Origin of the sequence: Streptomyces termitum (genome assembly GCF_014650175.1) — a bacterium.
In the GTDB taxonomy this organism is placed as follows: Bacteria; Actinomycetota; Actinomycetes; order Streptomycetales; family Streptomycetaceae; genus Streptomyces; species Streptomyces termitum.
In genome coordinates this window covers 360,365-381,716 of the sequence record NZ_BMUL01000007.1, presented here as the reverse complement: position 1 = coordinate 381,716, position 21,352 = coordinate 360,365, and the positions used below count along the sequence as shown (strand labels likewise).

Here is a 21,352-nt window from a genome sequence, read left to right as displayed (position 1 = left end):
GACCAGCTCGTCGGCGCCGTCATGACCTTCACCGACCGCCGCCCCCACGAACAACTCGTCGAGAAACACACCACCGAACTCGCGGCACAGGCCGAGAGATACGCCGCCCTCGCCGCCCGTCACGCGCGGCTCGTCGACTCCCTGCGCGGGCCGCTGGAGGAACCGGCGCCCGTCGTCGTCACCCGGCACCCCACCACCCTGGGCACCGTCGTGACCGCGGGCATCGACAAGGCGGCGGCGCTCACCGGCCCGCACCGGACGCAGTTCGCCGTGCACGCCCCGCCCGTCGTGGTCACCCTCGACCCCGCGCAGACGTCCACCGCGCTCGCCCACCTGATCGCCGACGCCTCCGGGGTCGCCTCCTCGGGGGAGGTCCGGCCGCCCGGCCCCGCCACGCCCCGGACCGACACCACCGTCGTCATCACGGCGGCCGTGCGCGGCGACGAACTGCGCATCGAGATCTGCGGCCCCCGGGCCGTCCACGACCCCGCCCACCTGCTGGTCGCGCGAGGGATCATCGCCGCCCACGACGGGACCCTCACCACCCGGGAACAGCCCCAGGGCGGCGGCTTCACCCACCTCGTCCGCATCCCCCACACGCCCCCGTCCGCACCCGCTCCCGCCGCACCCGCCCCGCTGCCCCTGCCCCTGCCCCTCCCCCGGCCCGACCGGACCCCGGTCGCGGGCTCCTGGATCATCGGCGCGGCGATCAGCGCGCACCGCGCCCGGACGGCCACCGCGAGCCGGCCCGTCCCCCTCGCCCCCGCCCCGGCGGCGAGCCGCCCCCGCCCGTACGCGGTCCCCCTCCGCCACCCGCGCCCCGCACCGGCGCCGTCCCCGCGCACGGCCCCCCAGCCCCGCCGCCCGGAGCCCGCCGAGCCCGCCCGGCAGGCGGGAGGCGACACGGACGACGCCGCCCGGCGGCGCATCGTCCGCCTCCTCGCCGAGATCAGGCGCCAGTCCGCCTGACCCCCGACGGAATACCCCCAGGGGGTATATGGTTACGACGGTTGCCCCGGTCCGACACGGCGGCACCGTCGCCACCGCCCGCCCGTCCGTCCCGGTCCGTCCGCCCCGGAAGGAGCGCCATGCGCCACCCGGCCCGCCCCGTGCCCGTCCCCTACCCCGGCTCCCCCCGCGTCCCCCGCGTGCCGCAGGAGTGCCGACCGTGCCCCGACACCCAGGAGAACGACACCCGTGACTGACCACGCCCCCGCCTGTACCCGCGGGGCACGGCCCCCGCCCGGCCGCGCCCCGCCGCACGGACACGAAGGAACCCGCCATGCGCCTGTTCGCCGTCCGCGACTACCGCCACCTGTTCGCCGCCCAGCTCATCGCCCTCTTCGGGACCGGGCTGACCACCGTGGCCCTCGGCCTCCTCGCCTACGACCTCGCCGGGCCGCGCGCCGGCGTCGTGCTCAGCACCGCGCTGACCGTCAAGATGGTCATGTACGTGCTCATCGCCCCGCTGGCCGCCGCCTACGCCGACCGGCTCCCCCGGCGGACCTTCCTGTTCGCCCTCGACGCCGTCCGGGGCCTGGTCGTGCTGGGCCTCCCGCTGGTCACCGAGGTCTGGCAGGTCTACGTACTGATCGGCCTGCTCCAGGCCGCCTCCGCCGCGTTCACCCCGACGTTCCAGGCCGTCATCCCCGACATCGTGACCGACGAGGCCGCGTACACCCGCGCCCTGTCCGCCTCCCAGGTCGCCTCCACCATGGAGAGCCTGCTCAGCCCCGTCCTGGCGGCCGTCGCCCTGACCCTCATGAGCTTCGACCGGCTGTTCCTCGGCACCTCCGCCGGGTTCCTCGCCTCCGCGCTGCTCGTCCTGTCGACGCGCATCCCCGACGCCCGCCCCCAGGGCCGTACCAAGGCGTGGGACAGGGCGGCGGCCGGGATCAGGACGTTCCTCACGACGCCCCGGCTGCGCGGCGTCATGGCACTGAACCTCGTGGTCGCGGCGGCCGGTTCGATGGTCGTCGTCAACACCGTCAACCACGTCCGCGACGAACTCGGCGGCACGCGGTCGGACGTCGCCTGGATGCTCGCCGCCTCCGGCACCGGCACCCTGCTGACCGCGCTGCTTCTGCCTCGCGTCCTCGACCGGGTCGCCGCCCGCACCGTCATGACGACCGGCGCCGGCGTCCTCGTCGCCGGCACCACCGCCGCGGCCGTCTCCTCCGCGACCGGCTTCGTCACCTGGACCGGCACGGCGCTCGTCTGGGCCGTGATCGGCGTCGGCATGGCCCTGGTCATCACCCCGACCGGCACGGTCCTGCGCGCCTCCGTCGCGCGGAACGCGGTCCCGGAGGCGTTCGCGGCCCAGTTCTCCCTGTCGCACCTGGCCTGGCTGATCACCTATCCCGTGGCGGGACGGCTCGGCGCCACCGCCGGCTTCTCCCTCACCTGGACCGTCCTCGCCGCCCTCGCCGCCGCGGGAACCGCCGCCGCCCTCCTCCTCTGGCCCCGCCGTGAGCCCCGTACGGCCGTGCCTTCCGCCGCTCCCACCCGCTCCGCCCTGGTCAAGGCCGCCTGAGCCACCGGCCGGGCTGTCGGCGACCGGTGACCGCGTCCGGCCTCCGATCGCCGATGGCCCGGCGGAGCCGCGGTGGCCTGCGGTAGGGTCCCGGCATGGGTGGGGACATTCGTGTGAGCGTGCAGGAAATCCGGTTTCCGGTCATCACTTTCGGGGTCGAAGGCGTCAGCTTTCCCGTCGGGCGCAAGCGCAAGAACGCGCCCGCCGGCCCCTTTCTCATCATCGCCCGTGACTGCGGTCTGGCGCTGGACACCGCCCTGGGCACACAGGCGGGCGGCAAGCCCCATCTGTGGCCGCCGCACGCCGACCGCCACCAGCTGTGGTTCCTCCTTCCCGGCGGGGCGCCCGGCGAGACGCTGATCGTCTCCGCGGCGAACGGGCTGGCGCTCGACTCCGGCACCGACACCGGGCGGCCCGAGCTCGTGATGTGGCAGACCCACCGCGAGCCCTGGCAGCGCTGGCGGCTCCAGCAGTCCCCGGACGGCGCCGCGTTCTCCATCGAAGCCGTGCACAGCCGCCGCTTCCTGACCGCCGACGACCGCTCCGAGCGCGGCTGGCGCCCGTGGTTCGAGGACCACCACGCGAAGTGGTCCCAGCAGTGGATCTTCTCCCTCCCGCACGGCGGCAACCCCGTCCCGTGACCTGGGCCGGCCGCCGCCCCGGGAGTCGGGGCGGCGACCGGCGGAGGGTCAGCCGAGGGACGGGGCCGTCCGGTCCGCCGGGGTGACGGCGGCTGCCGGGCGGGCGGCGAGGAGCCGCTGGGCGAGTGCTCCGAAGACGAGGCCGAAGGCAGCCCACAGGACCGCCTGGACCGCCAGCGAGGCGAGCCGGAACTCCCACAGCAGGGCCGCGGGGAAACCGGGCTTGATCGCGTCGTCGTTGTCCGGCAGGACCGCGAAGGCGATGCCCGTGACGACGACGAACCCGGCGGCGGCCACGAGGGTCGCGTTCCAGTTGCCGAGGCGGGGCGCGAGCCGTCGCCCGGCGATGACCGCGGCGATCCCCAGCAGCACGCTGAGGAGGATCATCAGGAAGAACAGCGTGGTGCGCTTGCCGATGGTGTCCGGGTTCCCGACGGCCGGCGGAGTCGCCGGATACTTCAGGAAGGGCACCAGGTAGACGGTGGTGAAGGCGGCGGCCGCCGTGAGGGCCGCCGTCGCCCGGGGGGTGAAGCGGCCGACGCGGCCGAGGACGAAGGAGAAGGCCAGGGCGGCGATGCCGCCCAGCGCCACGCCGTAGACCAGGACGCCGGTCGCGAGACCGAAGGTCGACTGGACCGGGCGGCTGACCGCCTCCTCTTCCTCGCCGCCCGCCGGGGCGGCGGCGCCGTGCCCGGCGTGCCCCCCGGCCTCCTGGGCCTCCTGGGCGGCCTGGGCCTCCTCGACGGCGATCGAGCCGTTGACGGGCGGCTCGCCGGCCACGTAGGCGACGGCGAAGGCGAGGAGTCCGGCGATCAGGCCCGCGAGCATGCCGCGGACCAGCAGGGATCTGACGGTGGAACCGTACATGTGCGCGACCGTCCCGTCAGTGGCAGGGGAAGCCGAGCAGGTGGCGTCCGTCGTGGACCCACTCGTGCACGTTCTCACCGGCGAACAGGGACGTCGCGCCCTGCTCGGCGCCGACGAAGTAGAGGGCGATCAGCGCCAGGAGGCCGACGAAGAAGGCCCAGGGCAGTACCGCGCGGACCGGCAGGGAAGCCGGAACGGCGACGGAAGGGGTGGATACGGCAGCAGAGACGACGGCCTCGGCCATGAAGGAACCTCCTCGGGAACACGCGCCCATGTGGTGGTGTGGACGACGGCCCACGGGTCTGACTCGCCGCCGCGCCCCCTCATGGAGGTCCCGGCGACTCACAGTGGCGCGACCGTGCCGGTTTCTCACCGGACTTCCGTCCCGCCGTCGTCACGTTGTTCAGATGTCGCCCAGAAGGTACCGCGTGCATGACATCGCGCCAAGGGCATGAGTCCTGGATCACGGTCCGGTGGGTAGGGTGCGCTCGCACAGGCACCGCCGACGAACCGGAGAACCGATGACCACCAGGGTGTCGCTGGTCTCCCCCGCGACGAGCGAGGCGCTGCGGGAGGTCCGGTTCGGCGACGGGCCGCTCGATCCGGCCGGTGAGGCACGCGCCCGGAGGGCCGCCGGGGCGTTCCCGCCGGAGACCTCGGCGATGACGTCGCCTTCCGTCCGCTGCGGGAGCACCGCGCGGGCCCTCGGACTCGTCCGGACGGTGGCGGTCCCGGCCCTCGCCGGGTGCGGCATGGGCCGGTGGCGGGGCCGGACGCTCGACGACGTCGCCGGGACGGACCCGGCGGCCCTGTCCCTGTGGCTGAGCGACCCGGCCGCCGCACCGCACGGCGGGGAATCCGTCCGGGACCTCCGGGTCCGGGTCGGCGCCTGGCTCGACGCCCTCCGGGCCGAGCCGTCCGGGCGCGTCGTGGCCGTGGTCGAACCCGATGTCGTCCGTGCCGCGGTGGTGCACGCCCTCGCCGCCGGCGACGCCGCCTTCTGGCGGATCGACGTCCGTCCGCTCACCGTCACGGAGTTCAGCGGCCGGGCCGGACGGTGGAACGTGCTGAGCGGCCGGCCGCTGGAATCCGGTACGGGCGGGGAGAGCCGGCCGAGAGCCCCGGACGGCCACGCCTCCTGAGCGCCTCCGGGCCGCCACCTCGCGCCACGGCACGGCGACGCCTCCGCGCGGCGGTCCGCCGTACCCGGTGGCCCCCGGACTCCCGGCTCCACCGGCCTCCCTCTCCGGAGCGTCTCATTCCATGGTCCACGGAGTGGACGGTGCTCGTCGTCGAGCGATCCGGCCCCTACTCTGGTCGGGCAGCTGGTTCGCCCCGTCCGCCAGGCGGGAGGCGTCGCAAGAGGGAACCCGGTGGGAATCCGGGACTGCCCCGCAGCGGTGAGCGGGAACGACCGCCGTCATACGCACTGGGACCACGAAACCCTGGGAAGCGACGGCCAGTAGGTGTCCTCCATGAGGAGGGCGTGCCCGCGAGTCCGAAGACCTGCCCGTTGCCCGCACGCGGACGATTCCGCGCGCGGACATTCCGGTGACCTCGTGGGCGGGTCGGCGTACACAGCGAGCGGCACGCACGGTCTTCTTCCGTGACCTGGTCCGCGCGTTCTGTCGTTCCCTTCGCGTCCACGTCTCGTCATCCGGGATGTTTCTGGACACATCTCGCGAAGGAGAGTCTCCGTGACCACCACGTCCGCAGCCGCGGCAGCACGCGCCACCGTGTACGGCTACCCCCGCCAGGGCCGCAACCGCGAACTCAAGAAGGCGATCGAGGGGTACTGGAAGGGCCGCGTCACCCCCGACGCCCTCCGGACGGCCGCCGCCGAGTTGCGCCGTTCGAACTGGCAGCAGCTCGCCGAGGCCGGCATCACCGAGGTGCCCACCGGCGACTTCTCCCTCTACGACCACGTCCTGGACACCAGTGTCATGGTCGGGGCCGTCCCCGCGCGCCACCGCGCCGCCGTCGAGACGGACCCGCTCGACGGGTACTTCGCGATGGCGCGCGGCACCCAGGACGCGCCGCCGCTGGAGATGACCAAGTGGTTCGACACCAACTACCACTACCTCGTCCCCGAACTCGGCCCCGACACCGTCTTCACCGCCGACTCCTCCAGGCAGGTCGCGGAACTGCGGGAGGCCCTCTCCCTCGGCCTGGCCGCCCGCCCCGTCCTCGTCGGCCCCGTCACCTACCTGCTGCTGGCCAAGCCCGCCCCCGGCGTCGCCGCCGACTTCGAGCCGCTCACCCTCCTCGACCGGCTCCTGCCCGTCTACGCCGAGGTCCTCGCCGACCTGCGCGCGGCGGGCGCGGAGTGGGTCCAGCTCGACGAGCCCGCCCTGGTCCAGGACCGCACCCCGGCCGAGCTGAACGCCGCCGCCCGCGCCTACCGCGACCTGGGCGGCACCGCCGACCGTCCCCGGCTCCTCGTGGCCTCCTACTTCGACCGCCTCGGCGACGCCCTCCAGGTCCTCGCCGCCGCCCCGGTCGACGGTCTCGCCCTCGACTTCACCGGCGCCGCCGCCGCCAACCTCGACGCCCTCGCCGCCGTCGGCGGCCTGCCCGGCAAGCGGCTCGTCGCCGGCGTGGTCGACGGCCGCAACGTCTGGATCAACGACCACCAGAAGTCCCTCGCCGTCCTGGGCACCCTGCTGGGACTGGCCGGACGGGTCGACGTCGCCGCCTCGTGCTCCCTGCTGCACGTGCCCCTCGACGCCGCCGCCGAACGCGACGTCGATCCGCAGATCCGGCGCTGGCTCGCCTTCGCCCGGCAGAAGGCGGCCGAGGTCGCCACCCTCGCCCGCGGCCTCACCCGGGGCCCCGGGACCATCGCCGCCGAACTCGCCGCCAACCGCGCCGATCTCGCGTCCCGCGCCGGCTCCTCCGTCACGCACGACCCCGCCGTCCGTTCCCGTACCGCCGCCGTCACCGAGGCCGACGGGCGCCGCTCCCTGCCCTACGCCGAGCGTTCCGCCGCGCAGCGCGCGCGGCTGCGCCTTCCCGCCCTGCCGACGACCACCATCGGCTCGTTCCCGCAGACCGACGAGTTGCGCGCGGCCCGCGCCGATCTCCGGGCGGGCCGCATCGACACCGCCGGGTACGAGGCCCGCATCGGGGCCGAGATCGAAGAGGTGATCTCCTTCCAGGAGAAGACCGGGCTCGACGTCCTGGTCCACGGCGAGCCCGAACGCAACGACATGGTGCAGTACTTCGCCGAGCGGCTGACCGGGTACGTGGCCACCCGGCACGGCTGGGTCCAGTCGTACGGCACCCGCTACGTCCGCCCGCCCGTCCTCGCCGGGGACGTCTCCCGCCCGGAGCCGATGACCGTGCGCTGGACGACGTACGCCCAGTCCCGGACCGAGAAGCCGGTCAAGGGCATGCTGACCGGCCCGGTCACCATGCTCGCGTGGTCCTTCGTCCGGGACGACCAGCCGCTGGGCGAGACCGCCCGGCAGGTGGCCCTCGCCCTGCGCGACGAGGTGAACGACCTTGAGGAAGCGGGCACTTCGGTCATCCAGGTCGACGAACCCGCCCTCCGCGAGACCCTGCCGCTGCGCGCCGCCGACCACGCCGCGTACCTCGCGTGGGCGACCGAGGCGTTCCGCCTCACCACCAGCGGTGTCCGGCCGGACACCCAGATCCACACCCACATGTGCTACGCCGAGTTCGGGGACGTCGTCCAGGCCATCGACGACCTCGACGCCGACGTCATCAGCCTGGAGGCCGCCCGCTCCCGCATGCAGGTCGCCGGCGAGCTGGCGGAGCACGGCTATCCGCGGGAGGCCGGTCCCGGCGTCTGGGACATCCACTCCCCGCGCGTCCCGAGCGCGGAGGAGGTCGCCGCGCTGCTCCGCGCCGGCCTGCGGGCCATCCCGGCCGAGCGGCTCTGGGTGAACCCCGACTGCGGCCTGAAGACCCGGGGTTGGGCCGAGACCCGGGTCTCCCTGGAGAACCTCGTCGCGGCCGCCCGCGAGGTCAGGGCCGGGACGGAGGCCCTCGGCGGCTGACGCCGCGACGGGCGCGGTCGAGCCGCGGGGGGACTCCTCCAGCGGAACGCCCCCGTCCTCCGCGCCCTCGCCTGCCGTCGAGCGGCACAGTCCTCGGTCCGCTCCCCGAAGCCGTGGATCCTCCGCCCTCACCGCTCGTGGGGGGGGGGCGCGTACCGCTCCGGCGCGTGCTCGGCTCCGCGGCGGGTGAGGGTACGGCGGCAGGCGGGGGCCGGCGGCGGGTGGGGGCCCGGCGGCGGCCCCCACCCTCGGGGTCAGGCTCCCCAGCGCAGCGCGACGGTGTCGCCGATGTTGATCGTCTTCTCGCGGAGGGCGGTGGCGTAGGAGGAGCCGTCGACGCTGACCTTCCAGGTGTTCGAGCCGCTGTTGGCCTTGCCGTTGACCGTGGTGATCGTGCCGGTTCCCGAGACGGGGCTCACACCCGTGACGCAGCCGGACGGGGCCGCGGCGCTCGTCGCGGCGGCGAGGACGTCCCCGAGGGTCGTGGTCGCCGCCGTCGGCGTGAAGGACACCGCGCACACCTTGAGGTTGCCGGAGCCGTCATCGACGGTCAGCGCCAGTCTGGTGGCGGTGCCCGCCGTGAAGGCCGCCTGGGCGACCCACTGCGGGGCGCCCGGAGTGACCGGGACCGGCGGGGCCGTGGTGAAGCCTCCTCCGGCGACCGCGCGCAGGGCGTCGATGGACGAGTAGGCGGAGGGCGCGGTGTCGGCGGGCTTGTACTTGAATCCGCCCGCCGGGTTGTACTGGTTGGCGATGAGGAAGTCGACGGGCGTCTTGCCGCTGAGCGTGGTGAAATCGGCCGACTGCGGGTTGATGCCACAGGCGTTGAGGCCCGCGACGCCCCAGCCGTTGGAGCTGGTGTTGACCCCGTACAGGGAGTTGAAGGCGCCGGAGGAGGCGACCAGTCTGCCCTTGAGGAAGTTCTTCGCCTGGACGACGTCGGTGTCCGTTCCGGGGACGCCGGAGGCGCACAGGGCGGCCATCGCGGCGCCGGTCATGTCGATGTCGCTCGCGGTGTTGAGGGCGGTGGGGTCGCCCTCCGCCTTCTGGTAGGTCCAGCCGCCGTCGTTGTGCTGGTTGGCGCGGAGCTTGGCGACGAGGGCGTCGGTGAGCGCCTGCGGGACGCGGGCGCCGCCGCTCTGGGTCTTGGCGCCGCCGAGCGCGAGGGCGGCGAAGACGGTGCCGTTGAAGTTCCCGGACGGGCCGAAGTAGCCGGGCTCGGCGGTCTGCCAGTACGCGTAGATATCGGCTATCAGGTTGCGGGAGGCCGAGACGCGGGCCGGGTCGATCCCGGCGGCGTACGCGTTCAGCGTGCCGCGCTCGTAGTCCGTGACGACCGGGGTCGCCGACGGCCACGCGGTCGTGGACAGCAGGTTCCGGTAGACGGTTCTCGCGTTCTTGGCGGTGTCGCCGCCGGGGGCGACGTCGACGACGGCGGTGCCGGCGGCGGCGAAGGCGCTGAACGCCCACTCGTTGGAGAGGCCGGATCCCGCATAGGAACCGTCCGCCGCCTGAAGGGACTTGAGGTAGGAGACGCCGTTGGTCCTGGATGTCGCGAGCTGCGCCGGGGTGGAGGTCGCGAGGGCGGGGAGCGTGCTGAGGACGACGGCGCCGAGCGCCGCGGGCACCGCGAGCGAGAGGCGGCGGAAGGTGCGGGAAAAGGACATGGCCTGCTCCTGGTTTCGGCGGACGCCGGCCACGCCGGTGCGGGCCTCTCGTCGCCGTGGCACAGCACGGCCGGGCACCGCCGGGGAGCCGCCGTCCGGAACGCGTGGTACGGCTTCGTGTACTGGCTCGCCGTATGGGCATTCGGGCTCGGAGCCGGCCTCCGCCGTCCCACACCGCTGCGCGTCAGCTCCGGATTCTCACCGGATTCCCCCATCTGGCAGCCCAGGACGCTACCCGAACAATCGGGGGACCGCCAGCGGCACCACGGGGAGCGGACCGTCGGGGCCTGCGCTCCCGGGGGGCCGGACACCACCTTGACGGCCCCGACTCATCCGTGTTGCACTCCCGCTGACAAGCAATCAGCACCAGGGGAAGCCGGTCGAACTCCGGCACTGACCCGCAACCGTAGACCCGGCCCGTCCGGGTGAGTCGGAATGCCTGGCGCTGGAACGCAGCACGAAGAACGCCGTCGCGGACTACGGCGTGGTCGTCACCGCCCCGCCATGGCCTTTTCCTCGCGGGGTGTACCGCCACGTACCCGGCCGCTCGGCAGAGACGAGGGGCAGCGGTGGGGACCGGACAACAGGCGAGACGGTGGTCGGGGACGGGACGGCGCGCGCTGTCCGTCCTGACGGCCGCCCTTCTGACGCTCGGTGCGGGTCTGGCCCACCTCACGGCGGCACCCCCGGCGAGCGCCGACCCGATCGAGAGGTGCACCCGCACGAACGGCGCCATCGTCGCCGTCGACTTCGGTCACTGGGGCGGCCCGGTGGTGCGCGGCTGCGACACCACCCCCACGACCGGCTACGAGCTGCTGCGCGACGCCGGGTTCAGCACGGCGGGCACGGAGCACGACGGCCCCGCCTTCGTCTGCCGCCTGGGCAACAGCGCCTTCAACGGCGGCAGGCAGTACCCCACCCCGGTTGAAGATTCCTGCGTCCTCACTCCGCAGGCCACCGCCTACTGGTCGTACTGGATCGCCTCTCCCGGCCAACGCAAGTGGACCTACAGCCCGTTGGGTGCCATGTCGCGCACGCTCAAGCCGGGCGACGTGGACGCCTGGGTGTTCGGCGGCACCGACATCGGCGGCACCAAGGGCAGGCCGTCGTTCACGCCCGACGACGTCCGCGCGGACGGAGGCGACCCGCCGGACCCGGCCGACCCGCCCGCGCCGGACGTGCCTCCGGGCTCGGTCGACCTGCCCGCCGCGGCCCGCTGGCTCGCCGGACGCCTGACGAACGGGCAGCGCGTCGTCGGCGACGGCGACACCGCGCCGAACTACCCCGCCACCACCGAGGTCGCCTACGCGCTCGCCCCGCTCGACGACGGGGCTCCCGCGGCCCGGCGGATCGCCGACTTCCTCGGCCGGCCCGAGCACACCGACGCCTACGCCTACCCCGCCGGGAAGGACGAGGCCCCCGACGTCACCGCCGCCGCCCGCCTCGCCCTCGTCGCCGAGGCCACCGGCGGGGACCCCCGGAACTTCGGCGGCCACGACCTCCTCGGCGACCTCCTGGCGAACGTCTGCCCCAGCGGCTCCGACGCCCCGCAGCCGGTGCCCGGATGCGCGAGCGCGGGCGACTTCCGTACGACCGGGCAGACCGAGGGCCAGACCCTGGCCGTGATCGCGCTACTGAACGGAGGCGTCACCCCACCGGCCGAGTCGGTGGCACGGCTGGCCCGACTCCAGTGCGACGACGGCGGGTTCCCCAGCTTTCTGCTCCTGGACGGCCAGGTCTGCGAGAGCGAGGCCCCGACCACCGCACTCGTCGCCCTCGCGCTCCAGCGCGCCGGCGGCCACACCCCCGTGGTCACCAAGGCCCGCTCCTCGCTGAAGAAGGCCCAGTTCAAGACCGGAGCCTGGCCGGCCGCCTCGTACAGCGTCCCGGGCAGCGCGTACGCCACCGGATGGGTGTCCCAGACGCTCCGCGCCCTGGGCGACCGGGCCCACGCGGACACGGCGGTCTCCTGGCTCTCTCGCCAGCAACTCCCCGGCGGCGGCTTCGCCTTCGAGGAAGGGACCACGGACCCGCTGCTCTACGCCACCACCGCGGCCGTCATCGCCGGAGCGAAGAGCGACCTCGTGACGCTCACGACGAAGGAGCCCGACCCGCCGACGACGCCCCCGACCACGCCCCCGACGGGCCCCACCACTCCCCCGGCCGGTGAGGGACCCGACCTCGCGAAGGGTTCGGCCTACCTCGCCGACCGCGAGCGCCTGATCCAGGGCCGGTACTACGAGGGCAGCCCCCGCTTCGCCGACTACGGCCTGACCATCGACGGCGCCTACGCCCTCGCCGCCACCGGCCACGACAACACCACCCTGCGCAGCATCGTCGACTTCCTCGACAAGGGCGGCAAGGACGCCTCGGGACGCGGTGTCCACGACTGGACCAAGATCGGGACGAAGTACGCCGGGGGCGGGTTCATCGGCAAGACCGCGGTGCTCGCCGAGTCCGTGGGCCGCGACCCCCGGAACTTCGGCGGGAAGGACCTGATCGCCGCGCTCGCCGAGGGCACCTGCGCGGCCGCGACCCCGGCCGAGCCCCGCAAGTGCGCGGGCAAGGGCAACTACACGTATGCCACCTCGGTCTTCTCCCAGTCGCTCGGCGTCATCGCCCAGCTCCGGGCGGGCGAGACAGCCGCCGCGGCCGAGCCGGTCGGCTACCTGAAGAGCCTCCGCGACCCGTCGACGGGCGCCTGGCCCAGCCTGATCGGGGAGCCGAGCGACATCGAGGTCGACTCGACCGCGATGGCCGCCATGACCCTGGACCTGCTGCCCGACGCCGACTCCCAGGCGTCCGTGGACCGGGCCCTCGCCTGGCTCGCCGGCCGGCAGCTTCCCGACGGCGGCTTCCCCGGCGCCGCCGGAAACTCCGTGAACTCGGCGGCGCTGGCCGTCCAGGGACTCTCGCTGGACGCCGGAAAGTACGGGGACCAGATCGCGAAGGCCAGAAAGTTCCTGGCCTCGCAGCAGAACAAGGACGGCGGATTCAACGTGATCAAGGGTGGTCAGCCGGGCTCGGACGTCCGCGCCTCCACCCAGGCGGTCGGCGGCGCCACCGGCATCTCCTTCGGCGTGCTGACGCGGGACATGAGCGGCACCACCCCGAAACCGGTCCCGAGCATCACCGGGCAGCCGGGTACCTCGACACCCGTGATCATCACCCCGGGCGAGGACGGCACTGGCTCCGGTTCCGCCGGAGGCCAGGGAAGCGGCACGGGAAGCGGCGGTAGCCTCGCCGCGACCGGCTCCCAGGTCACCGGCCTCGCCATCGCGGCCGCCCTCCTCGTCCTCGCCGGCTGGGGCACGACCCGTGCCGCACACAGGCGCCGCCGCGAGACCGACGGCGGCCGGGCGTGACCGCCCGCCCGGGGCCCCGCGCCCTCGCCCGTACGACGGCCGCGCTGGGGCTCACCGTGGCGGCCTTCGCCGGCACCACGGCCCCGGCCGGGGCCGCCCCCCAGCCGATGGGGCGGTGCACCACCTCGTCCGGCGCCGTGCTCGCCGTCGACTTCAGCCACTGGGGCGGGCCGGTCTACCGCTCCTGCGGCACGACGCCCACCACCGGGTACGAACTCCTCAACCAAGGCGGCTGGCGAACCACCGGCACGGGCCACGACGGTCCCGCCTTCATCTGCCGCATCGGCTACAGCGGCCACCAGGGCGGCAAGCAATACCCGACACCCCAGCAGGACGACTGCGTCCTGACCCCGCCCGCCTCCGCGTACTGGTCGTACTGGCACGCCGACCCGGGCCAGGACACCTGGACGTACAGCCAGCTCGGCGCCATGCTCTACAAACCCAAGCCCGGCAGCGTCGACCTGTGGATCTTCGGCGGCACGAACATCGAGGGCACCCAGGGACGGCCCACCGTCACCCCCGACCAGCTGCGCGCCAAGAACACGAAACCGACCGGCGGCGGCAAGCCCGCGCCCCGCGACACCCGGACCGCGGCCCCGCTGCCGCCGAACGTCGACACCGGGCCCGCCCCGGAGGACCCGCCGCCGTCCGACCGGACCGCTCCCCCCACGCCCTCCCGCCCGGTCCCGGTAAGCCCGACCACGTCGAAGAGCCCTTCGCCGACTCCGTCGAAGAGCGCCGTCCCGACACCGTCCGTGACTCCGTCGACGACGACCGGCTCCCCGACCGTGGCCGCCTCAGGCCCCCGGGTGGTCGACGCGGCACCGGCAGCGGACGCGGCCCATGACACCGGCTCGTGGGTGCCCGCCGTCGTCACCGGGGCCCTGGGCCTGCTGATCGGCGCCGCCGCCGTGCTCGCGGCCAGGCGCCGCCGTACGGAGTAGCCGCGTGGTCCGCATCCCCGAGACGGCCGCCCGGCCGTCCGCGCCCGGCCCCGCGCCGGACGCGGGCGGCCGCCGGCTGCCCCGCACCCTGCACCCGGTCGCCTGGTGGATCTGGGCGCTGGCCCTCGCCACCGCCGTGAGCCGCACCAACAACCCGCTGCTGCTGTTCCTCGTGCTCGCGGTCCTCGGCCACGTCATCACCATGCGCCGCACCGAGGCCCCCTGGGCACGCGGCTTCAAGTACTACCTCTACCTGGCGCTCACCGTCGTCGCGATCCGGGTGGTGTTCCGCGCGGTCTTCGCCACCGGGATCACCCCCCACGACCACTTCCTCTTCTCCCTCCCTCACCTCCCCACCCCGGACTGGTACGCGGGCATCCAACTCGGCGGACCCGTCTCGCTGGAGGCGCTGCTGTCCGCCGCGACCGACGGGCTCCGGCTGGCGTGCATGCTCTGCTGCATCGGCGCCGCCAACACCCTCGCCAACCCCAAGCGGGCGCTGCGCGTCCTGCCCGGCGCGCTGTACGAACTCGGCGTGGCCGTCACCGTCTCCCTCAGCGTGGCGCCCCAACTGGTCCAGAGTGTCCAGCGGGTTCACCGGGCACGACGTCTGCGCGCCGGACGGTCCAAGGGCCTGCGCGCTCTGCGCGGCATCATCGTCCCCGTCCTCGAAGACGCCCTGGAACGCTCCCTGCGCCTCGCCGCGGCGATGGACTCCCGCGGCTACGGGCGGGCCGGAACGGCCACCCGCCGCTCGCGCCGGGCCACCGGTGCCCTGATGCTGCTCGGCATGTGCGGCCTGTGCGCGGGGGCGTACGGACTCCTCGACGCCACCGCGCCCGTGCTCCTCGGCTTCCCGGCACTCGGGGCCGGCGGGGTCCTGTGCGTGGCGGGGCTCCGCCTGGGCGGGCGCCGGGTCACCCGGACCGCCTACCGCCCCGACCCGTGGCGGGCCGCCGAGTGGGCCGTGGCCGGCTGCGGCGTCCTGTCCGCGGTGCTCCTCTTCAGCAACGCGGGCTTCAACGCCGCTGAACTGAACCCGTCCGTCTACCCGCTCGGCTGGCCCACGCTCCCGCTGGTCCCGGCCGCCGCGATCCTCCTCGCCGGGGCCGCCGGATTCCTGGCCCCGCCTCCCAGCCCGCCGGCCCGTCCGGCCGTCCCCGCGCAGCGCGCCGAGGAACTCACGTGATCACCTTCGACCAGGTCACCGTCCACTACGAGGACACGGCCGAGCCCGTGCTCCGCGATGTGAACCTGACGGTGGAGGAGGGCGAGCTCTGCCTGGTCGTCGGCCACACCGGCGTCGGCAAGTCGACCCTCCTCGGCGCCGTCAACGGCCTCGTGCCGCACTTCACCGGCGGCACCCTCCACGGCCGGGTCACCGTCGACGGCCGGGACACCGCCGACCATCCGCCGCGCGAACTCGCCGATGTCGTGGGCGTCGTGGGCCAGGATCCGCTGGACGGCTTCGTCACCGACACCGTCGAGGAGGAACTCGCCTACGCGATGGAGCAGTTGGCGGTTCCTCCGGCCACCATGCGCAAGCGCGTGGAGGAGACCCTCGACCTGCTGGGTCTCGCCGACCTGCGCCACCGGGCCCTCCACGAACTCTCCGGCGGCCAGCAGCAGCGGGTCGCCATCGGCTCCGTCCTCACCGCACACCCCCGCGTCCTGGTCCTCGACGAGCCGACCTCCGCACTGGACCCGACGGCCGCCGAGGAGGTCCTGGCCGCCGTCACCCGGCTCGTCCACGACCTCGGCGTCACCGTGCTGCTCGCCGAACACCGCCTGGAGCGGGTCGTCCAGTACGCCGACCGCGTCCTCCACCTCCCCGGCGACGGCCGCGTCGTGTCGGGCCCTCCCGCCGAGATCTTCCGCACCTCCTCGATCGCTCCGCCCATCGTCGAACTCGGCCGGAGCGCCGCCTGGTCCCCGCTGCCCCTGTCCGTCCGCGACGCCCGGCGTGCCGCGGCTCCGCTCCGCGCCCGGCTGGGCGGGACCCTTCCCCCGCCGGTACGGCCTGCCCCGGACACGGACGCGCCGGACCTGCTGAGGGCACGCGGCGTCACCGTGACCCACCGGGGCGTCCCCGCCGTCCGGGAGGTCGGCATCGACCTGCGCGGCGGGGAGGTCACCGCGCTGATGGGCCGCAACGGCTCCGGCAAGTCCTCCCTGCTGTGGGCCCTCCAGGGCTCCGGCCCCCGCAAGGCGGGCTCGGTCTCCGTCGGAGAATCCGGGACCTCCGCGCGGGACCCCGGGAAGGTCTCGGCCACCGAGGCCCGCCGTCTCGTCGGCCTGGTCCCGCAGACCCCCACCGACCTCCTCTATCTGGAAAGCGTCGGGCAGGAACTCGCCCAGGCCGACTCCGAGTCCGCCGTCGGGGCCGACGGGGTCCCGGCCCGCGCCGTTCTGGACCGGCTCGCTCCCGGCATCCCCGACAGCACCCACCCCCGCGACCTGTCCGAGGGGCAGAAGCTCGCCCTCGTCCTGGCGATCCAGCTCGCCGCCGCCCCTCGGGTCGTGCTCCTCGACGAGCCCACGCGCGGGCTCGACTACCGGGCCAAGGGCGCGCTGATCGACATCGTCGACGGTCTCGCGTCCGAAGGGCGCGCGGTCGTCATCTCCACCCATGACGTGGAGTTCGTCGCCCGGGCCGCCGACCGCGTGGTCGTCATGGCCGAGGGGGACGTCGTCGCCGACGGCGCCACCGGCGACGTCATCGTCGCCTCCCCCGTCTTCGCGCCGCAGACGGCGAAGATCCTCGCCCCGCTGCCCTTCCTCACCGTGGACCAGGTGGCCTCGGTCCTCGCCGCCCCGCACGAAACGGCCCCCGACGCGTGAGCGCCTCGCCCGCCGCGATCCGGCTCCGCCCCCGGGCCGTGGCCGTCATCGCCATGGCGGCCTTCCTGGGCGTCGTCGCGTTCTTCTGGCCCTTCCTCGTCGCACCCGGGAAGTTCGGCTCGAACTACGCCCCGCCCCTGATCTTCGGCGTCCTGCTCGTCGTCGTGCTCTGCGTGGTGGTCTCGGAGATCGCCGAAGGCGGCATCGACTCGAAGGCCCTGGCGATGCTGGGCGTCCTCTCCGCCGTCAACGCCGCGATCCGTCCGCTCGGGGCGGGCACCGCCGGCATCGAGACCGTGTTCTTCATCCTCGTGCTCGCGGGCCGCGTGTACGGTCCGGCCTTCGGATTCACCCTGGGCTGCACCTCCCTGTTCGCGTCCGCGCTCATCACCGGCGGCGTCGGGCCCTGGATGCCGTACCAGATGTTCGGCTGCGCCTTCGTCGGCATGCTCGCGGGCTTCCTGCCGAGGGCCACGGGCCGCCGGGAGGTCGCCCTGCTCGCGGTGTACGGATCGCTCTCGGGCTATCTGTTCGGCTTCCTCCTGAACCTCTCCTTCTGGCCCTTCTCGCTCGATCCGAACAGTTCGATCGCCTATCTTCCCGGGCTGCCGTTCACCGAGCAGTTCCAGCGCTACCTCGCCTTCGACCTGGCGACCTCGCTCGGCTGGGACACCGGCCGCGCCGTCACCAATCTCGTCGCCATCGTCCTGGCCGGCCCCGCCGTCCTCACCGTCTTCCGCCGCGCCGCCCGCAAAGCCCGTTTCCAGGCCCCGGTCCGGTTCTCCGGCCGGGACGCGGGCCGGGGCCGCGCGACCGGTTGATCCACGCTCCACGAACCGATCCCCCCATCGAGAGGAACCCCATGCGTACTCCCCTGCTCCGCCGCGCCGCCGTCACCACCACGGCCCTCGGTCTCGCCCTGACCACCGCCCCCGCGGTGGCCCAGGCCGAGGCCCCGGCGGCGTTCACGAACGCGCCGGTGAGAGTCACCGTCACCGTCCAGGGCCCGGACGGTCTGCTCTTCCAGAAGAAGATCTTCACCTGGGGCCACGACGTCACGACCGCCACCGGCGGCACCCACGCCTGCGACGGCACCAACGGCGGCGCCCACGCCACGAAGGTGCCCACCCCGACGGCCGCCCTCGACCACGCGGCCAAGCGGAACGGCTTCACCTGGGACGGTGCCTGGTACGGCTCCTTCGACGACTACTCCGTCGACACCGTCAAGGGCGTCAGCGGCGGCGGCTCCGCCTACTGGAGCATCGAGGTGAACGGCGTCCCGACCCCGGTCGGCGGCTGCCAGTTCGAGATAGAGAACGGCGACCTGGTCTCGTTCACCTGGACGTCCTTCTGACCGACGGCGCGGCGCGGGCGGCTCCGGCCGGCGGTACTCCCGCCGGCCGGAGCCGCGTAGGCTCGGCACGCAGCTGGTTCGCCCCGTCCGCCAGGCGGGAGGCGTCGCAAGAGGGAACCCGGTGGGAATCCGGGACTGCCCCGCAGCGGTGAGCGGGAACGACCGCCGTCACACAGCACTGGGCCCGACGCACTGGGCCTGGGAAGCGACGGCCAGTAGGAGTCTCGTACGACGAGACGCGCCCGCGAGTCCGAAGACCTGCCCGCTGCCCGCACGCCGACACCCATGGCGTACGGAACAGCCCTGCCGCGACTCGCGAAGGAGAGTTGACGTGGCCGATCCCACCGTCACCAGCCCCGCCCCCGCTTCCCGTCCCGCCAAGACCCCGGACGACTCCCGGGTGGTGCTCGCCCACATCATGAGCGAGCACGACACCAATCTGTACGGCACCATCCACGGCGGCGTGATGATGAAACTCATCGACGACGCGGCCGCCGCCGCGGCCGGCCGGCACGCCGACGGGCCCGCCGTCACCGTCTCGGTCGACCGGATGACCTTCCTCTCCCCGGTACGGGCCGGGGACCTGCTCAGCGTCGAGGCCGGGCTCGAACGGGCCGGCCGGACCTCGATGACGGTCGGGGTGCGGGTGACCGCCGAGCGGTGGAACCACTCGGGCCCGGCGACCGAGGTCGCCACCGCGTTCCTCACCTTCGTCGCCGTCGACGCCGACGGGGCTCCTCGTCCCGTGCCCGCGCTCCACGTGACGCTGCCCGGCGTGACCCGCGTCTGATCCGGCCGGGAAGCGACCGGGACGACGCGGTCGACGAGGAAGTGCCGCGTCCCGCGGTCCGCTCCCGGCTCGGGCATCCCGGGCCCCCGCTCCACCGGGCCGACGAGCCGGTGGGGCGGGGCCCGGTCAGGAGGAGAGGCGGGTCAGGGCCGCGGTGGCGAGGCCCTTGACGGCGGACGGGGAGGCCGTGGGACCGCCCGTGAGTTCGACGACGGCGACCCTGGTGCCGCTGCGGAGGACCGCGACGCCGCCGGAGACGGTGCCGTCGCCGGAGTAGGACGTGTACCAGTGGCCGGTGCCGCCGCTGACGGTGAGGGTGTGGGCCGCGCCATAGTACCAGTGGCCGGCCGGCTCGTCCTGGCAGTCCCGTACCAGCGCGTCGAGCTTCTTCTCGTAGGCGCGCGCCGTGCTGCCGGTGGCCGCGCTCGCGGCCGACTCGGTCAGCAGGCCGTCGGCGACGGCGGTCCAGGTCACCGACGCGTACGCGGTGGCCCCGCCCCCGGTCAGACCGCGCATCGTCTCCTCTCCCGAACACGCCGAGAGCCCCTGGCGCCCGGCCAGTTCCACGGTCGCGCCGACCGGGACGAGGCCCTGCCGGACGAGGTCCCCGCTCTGGAGGAGCGCGGCGGAGCCGAGTGCGGGCGCGGTGGCCGCGGCGGCGGTACGGTGCGCGGTGCCCGGCGCGCCCCCGTGGGCGTCGGCCGACGGGACGCCCACGACGCCGACCGCGGCCAGCGCGGCGATGAGGCAGGCCGCGGCGGCGGCGCGGTCGCGGCGGGCGGGCTGGCGGCGGGCGGTCCGGTTCTCGGTCATCTGGGTCTCCCCCTGCTGGTCGGGACGCCTGCTGCGTCCTCGTACAACCGGGGAGATGCCGCCGGGGGACGGAATGTTGGAGCCGTCGGCCGCTGTTTCACAGCTGTGACAGAGCGGTCCTGACGACGCGGGACATCGCGTCCGTGCCCAGGCAGGCGTCGACCTCCAGCACCCCGTAGTGACTGCCGCTGCGGAGGACGGCGATGCCGCCGCAGGGCTCCTCGCCCTCGGGCGCCCTGCCGCTGGTGTTGAGCGCGCCTCCGTACATGCCCATCCAGCTCGCGCTGACGTCGGGGGCGAGGTCCATGGTCGTGATCCTGCCGTAGACCCAGTGGCCGGCGGTCTCCTCCTGGCAGGGCACCTCTTCGAGCAGCAGGCGCTGGGCGTAGTTCTGCGCCAGGGCGGGGCTCTGGGCCTCGGCGACGACCTCGCGGGCGATCTGGTCGGCGGGGTCCAGTGCCACGGTGGGGTCGGACGGGCTGGTACGGGTCCCGGTCATCAGCCCGCGGAAGTGGGCGCCGGGCCCGCCCAGCGTCTCGGTGAGCGTCTTCTCCCCGGTACAGGCGGCGTTGGCGTACGCGCCGTCGCCGTAGCGGTCCCTGGTGTGGATCTTCCCGGTGACGCCGACCGCGCCGAACGCGGCGGGGCCGAGCAGATCGGCGGCCGTCACCGGTCCGGTGGCGCCCTTCGGCGGGGCGGAACCGAAGACCGGGGGCGCGGAGGACGAGGCGGGGGCGCCGGCCGTCGTGGGGGCGGGAGCGCCGGCCGTCGCGGACGCGGGGGCCTCCCGTGCCGCCGGGGGTGCGGTGCCGTGCGGCGGCGGCAGGACGAGACGGCCGACCACCAGGCCGCACGCGGCGGCCCCCACCAGGGCGGCGACGGCGGACCGGGGCCGTACGGTCGCACGGCCGCGCCCCGCCGGGGGCTCGCTGTTCACCGACCGCCGGCCATGCGTTCGCGCATGAAGCGCCGCGCCTGGTGGATGCGGTCCTTCACGGTGCCCAGCGGGGCGTCCAGCTCGTCGGCCACCTGCGCGTAGGTCAGGTCGCCCAGGTCGCGCAGCACGAAGGACTCCACCAGGGTGGGGTGCTGCCGCTCCATCGCGCCGAGCGCCTCCATCAGGTCGAGCCGGGTCCCGGCGATGACGCTGGTGCTCCGGGGGTCCAGGTGCTCGGGCAGTTCGGCGTGGCTGTCCTCGGCGCGCCGGCGCATCGAACGGTACGTGGACCGGGCGGCGTTGGACGCGATCACCGTCACCCAGCCCAGGAAGGAGCCCCGGCCGCCGTACGCGCCCAGGTTCGTGCTGATGGAGAGCAGCGCGTCCTGCGCGGCCTCCTCGGCGTCGGCGTGGTGCGGCAGGAAGCGGGAGCAGCGGCGCAGCACCACCGGCCGGAGCTTGGCCAGCAGGTACTCCTCCGCCGCCGCGTCGCCCGCCCGAGCGGCCGCCACGAGCCGTTCCAGTTCGTCTTCTTCGAACACCAGGAGTCCCCGCCCCGTCCTTGTCACGTCCCCCGC

The 21,352-nt window shown here is 74.4% G+C and carries 17 protein-coding genes, 1 pseudogene and 3 riboswitches; of the genes and pseudogenes, 12 read left to right on the top strand and 6 right to left on the bottom strand.

Translation table 11 applies throughout. From position 1 onward, the window contains the following. The 3 genes from IE219_RS16620 to IE219_RS16610 form a co-directional block, all read left to right on the top strand. Positions 1–969: histidine kinase (locus IE219_RS16620; RefSeq protein ID WP_506004927.1), on the top strand; the 969-nt coding region annotated here is incomplete at its 5' end. Positions 970–1,282: 313 nt separating this feature from the next. Then, a complete protein-coding gene (locus IE219_RS16615; RefSeq protein WP_189977977.1) occupies positions 1,283–2,533 on the top strand; it encodes an MFS transporter in 1,251 nt (416 codons plus the stop codon). A gap of 113 nt (positions 2,534–2,646) precedes the next feature. After that, positions 2,647–3,174 (top strand): RICIN domain-containing protein, encoded by a 528-nt coding sequence (locus IE219_RS16610; protein WP_189977975.1) that lies wholly within the window; start codon positions 2,647–2,649, stop codon positions 3,172–3,174. Between the two features lie 48 nt (positions 3,175–3,222). Here IE219_RS16610 and IE219_RS16605 read toward each other — a convergent pair whose 3' ends face one another. Both IE219_RS16605 and IE219_RS16600 read right to left on the bottom strand, forming a co-directional pair. Further along, positions 3,223–4,041, bottom strand: coding sequence for a CbtA family protein (locus IE219_RS16605; protein ID WP_189977974.1), 819 nt, complete (start codon positions 4,039–4,041; stop codon positions 3,223–3,225). Between the two features lie 16 nt (positions 4,042–4,057). After that, positions 4,058–4,285, bottom strand: a complete 228-nt coding sequence (locus IE219_RS16600; protein WP_189977973.1) for a CbtB domain-containing protein — start codon at positions 4,283–4,285, stop codon at positions 4,058–4,060. A gap of 277 nt (positions 4,286–4,562) precedes the next feature. On the opposite strand from IE219_RS16600, the gene IE219_RS16595 reads away from it, so the two are divergent. Beyond that, complete coding sequence (locus tag IE219_RS16595; protein WP_189977972.1) at positions 4,563–5,183, top strand: histidine phosphatase family protein; 621 nt, start codon at positions 4,563–4,565, stop codon at positions 5,181–5,183. A 167-nt stretch (positions 5,184–5,350) separates the two neighbouring features. Next, positions 5,351–5,569: riboswitch (cobalamin riboswitch) on the top strand. 169 nt (positions 5,570–5,738) lie between these two features. Beyond that, positions 5,739–8,063, top strand: coding sequence for a 5-methyltetrahydropteroyltriglutamate--homocysteine S-methyltransferase (metE, locus tag IE219_RS16590; protein ID WP_189977971.1), 2,325 nt, complete (start codon positions 5,739–5,741; stop codon positions 8,061–8,063). Between the two features lie 254 nt (positions 8,064–8,317). On the opposite strand, the gene IE219_RS16585 is transcribed toward metE, so the two are convergent. Beyond that, positions 8,318–9,730, bottom strand: coding sequence for a prenyltransferase/squalene oxidase repeat-containing protein (locus tag IE219_RS16585; RefSeq protein ID WP_189977970.1), 1,413 nt, complete (start codon positions 9,728–9,730; stop codon positions 8,318–8,320). A gap of 116 nt (positions 9,731–9,846) precedes the next feature. Beyond that, positions 9,847–9,981: riboswitch (cobalamin riboswitch) on the bottom strand. A 318-nt stretch (positions 9,982–10,299) separates the two neighbouring features. Between IE219_RS16585 and IE219_RS16580 the strand changes: the two genes are divergently transcribed. From IE219_RS16580 to IE219_RS16550, 7 genes and pseudogenes are all read left to right on the top strand, one after another. Next, on the top strand, positions 10,300–13,095 hold the full coding sequence (locus IE219_RS16580; protein WP_189977969.1) for a prenyltransferase/squalene oxidase repeat-containing protein: 2,796 nt from the start codon (positions 10,300–10,302) through the stop codon (positions 13,093–13,095). After that, positions 13,092–14,039: a hypothetical protein gene (locus IE219_RS16575; RefSeq protein WP_189977967.1), complete on the top strand. Its 948-nt coding sequence runs from the start codon at positions 13,092–13,094 to the stop codon at positions 14,037–14,039. Before IE219_RS16580 ends, IE219_RS16575 begins: the two co-directional genes overlap by 4 nt. 13 nt (positions 14,040–14,052) lie before the next feature. Continuing rightward, a complete protein-coding gene (locus IE219_RS16570) occupies positions 14,053–15,228 on the top strand; it encodes an energy-coupling factor transporter transmembrane component T (protein ID WP_373298846.1) in 1,176 nt (391 codons plus the stop codon). Then, positions 15,225–16,880, top strand: coding sequence for an ABC transporter ATP-binding protein (locus tag IE219_RS16565; protein ID WP_189977963.1), 1,656 nt, complete (start codon positions 15,225–15,227; stop codon positions 16,878–16,880). Before IE219_RS16570 ends, IE219_RS16565 begins: the two co-directional genes overlap by 4 nt. Then, on the top strand, positions 16,877–17,701 hold the full coding sequence (locus IE219_RS16560; protein WP_189977961.1) for an ECF transporter S component: 825 nt from the start codon (positions 16,877–16,879) through the stop codon (positions 17,699–17,701). The genes IE219_RS16565 and IE219_RS16560 overlap by 4 nt, the downstream gene beginning before the upstream one ends. A gap of 41 nt (positions 17,702–17,742) precedes the next feature. Continuing rightward, a complete protein-coding gene (locus IE219_RS16555; RefSeq protein WP_189977960.1) occupies positions 17,743–18,234 on the top strand; it encodes a DUF4430 domain-containing protein in 492 nt (163 codons plus the stop codon). A gap of 57 nt (positions 18,235–18,291) precedes the next feature. Then, positions 18,292–18,514: riboswitch (cobalamin riboswitch) on the top strand. 138 nt (positions 18,515–18,652) lie between these two features. Further along, positions 18,653–18,985, top strand: a pseudogene (locus tag IE219_RS16550) (acyl-CoA thioesterase); the annotation flags it as partial. A 165-nt stretch (positions 18,986–19,150) separates the two neighbouring features. On the opposite strand, the gene IE219_RS16545 reads toward IE219_RS16550, so the two are convergent. The 3 genes from IE219_RS16545 to IE219_RS16535 all read right to left on the bottom strand — a co-directional run bounded on the left by IE219_RS16545 (position 19,151) and on the right by IE219_RS16535 (position 21,316). Further along, a complete protein-coding gene (locus tag IE219_RS16545; RefSeq protein WP_189977958.1) occupies positions 19,151–19,837 on the bottom strand; it encodes a hypothetical protein in 687 nt (228 codons plus the stop codon). A 97-nt stretch (positions 19,838–19,934) separates the two neighbouring features. Continuing rightward, positions 19,935–20,774: a hypothetical protein gene (locus tag IE219_RS16540; protein ID WP_189977956.1), complete on the bottom strand. Its 840-nt coding sequence runs from the start codon at positions 20,772–20,774 to the stop codon at positions 19,935–19,937. Continuing rightward, entirely contained in the window at positions 20,771–21,316 is a 546-nt protein-coding gene (locus tag IE219_RS16535; protein WP_229849793.1) for an RNA polymerase sigma factor, read from the bottom strand. The genes IE219_RS16540 and IE219_RS16535 overlap by 4 nt, the downstream gene beginning before the upstream one ends. Positions 21,317–21,352 lie beyond the last annotated feature (36 nt).

What these genes read in the sequence shown, in the direction of transcription:
- IE219_RS16545 (WP_189977958.1), bottom strand. Translation starts at nt 19,837, where the DNA reads ATGACCGAGAACCGGACCGCCCGCCGCCAGCCCGCCCGCCGCGACCGC.
- IE219_RS16605 (WP_189977974.1), bottom strand. Translation starts at nt 4,041, where the DNA reads ATGTACGGTTCCACCGTCAGATCCCTGCTGGTCCGCGGCATGCTCGCG.
- IE219_RS16555 (WP_189977960.1), top strand. Translation starts at nt 17,743, where the DNA reads ATGCGTACTCCCCTGCTCCGCCGCGCCGCCGTCACCACCACGGCCCTC.
- IE219_RS16595 (WP_189977972.1), top strand. Translation starts at nt 4,563, where the DNA reads ATGACCACCAGGGTGTCGCTGGTCTCCCCCGCGACGAGCGAGGCGCTG.
- IE219_RS16615 (WP_189977977.1), top strand. Translation starts at nt 1,283, where the DNA reads ATGCGCCTGTTCGCCGTCCGCGACTACCGCCACCTGTTCGCCGCCCAG.
- IE219_RS16600 (WP_189977973.1), bottom strand. Translation starts at nt 4,285, where the DNA reads ATGGCCGAGGCCGTCGTCTCTGCTGCCGTATCCACCCCTTCCGTCGCC.
- IE219_RS16585 (WP_189977970.1), bottom strand. Translation starts at nt 9,730, where the DNA reads ATGTCCTTTTCCCGCACCTTCCGCCGCCTCTCGCTCGCGGTGCCCGCG.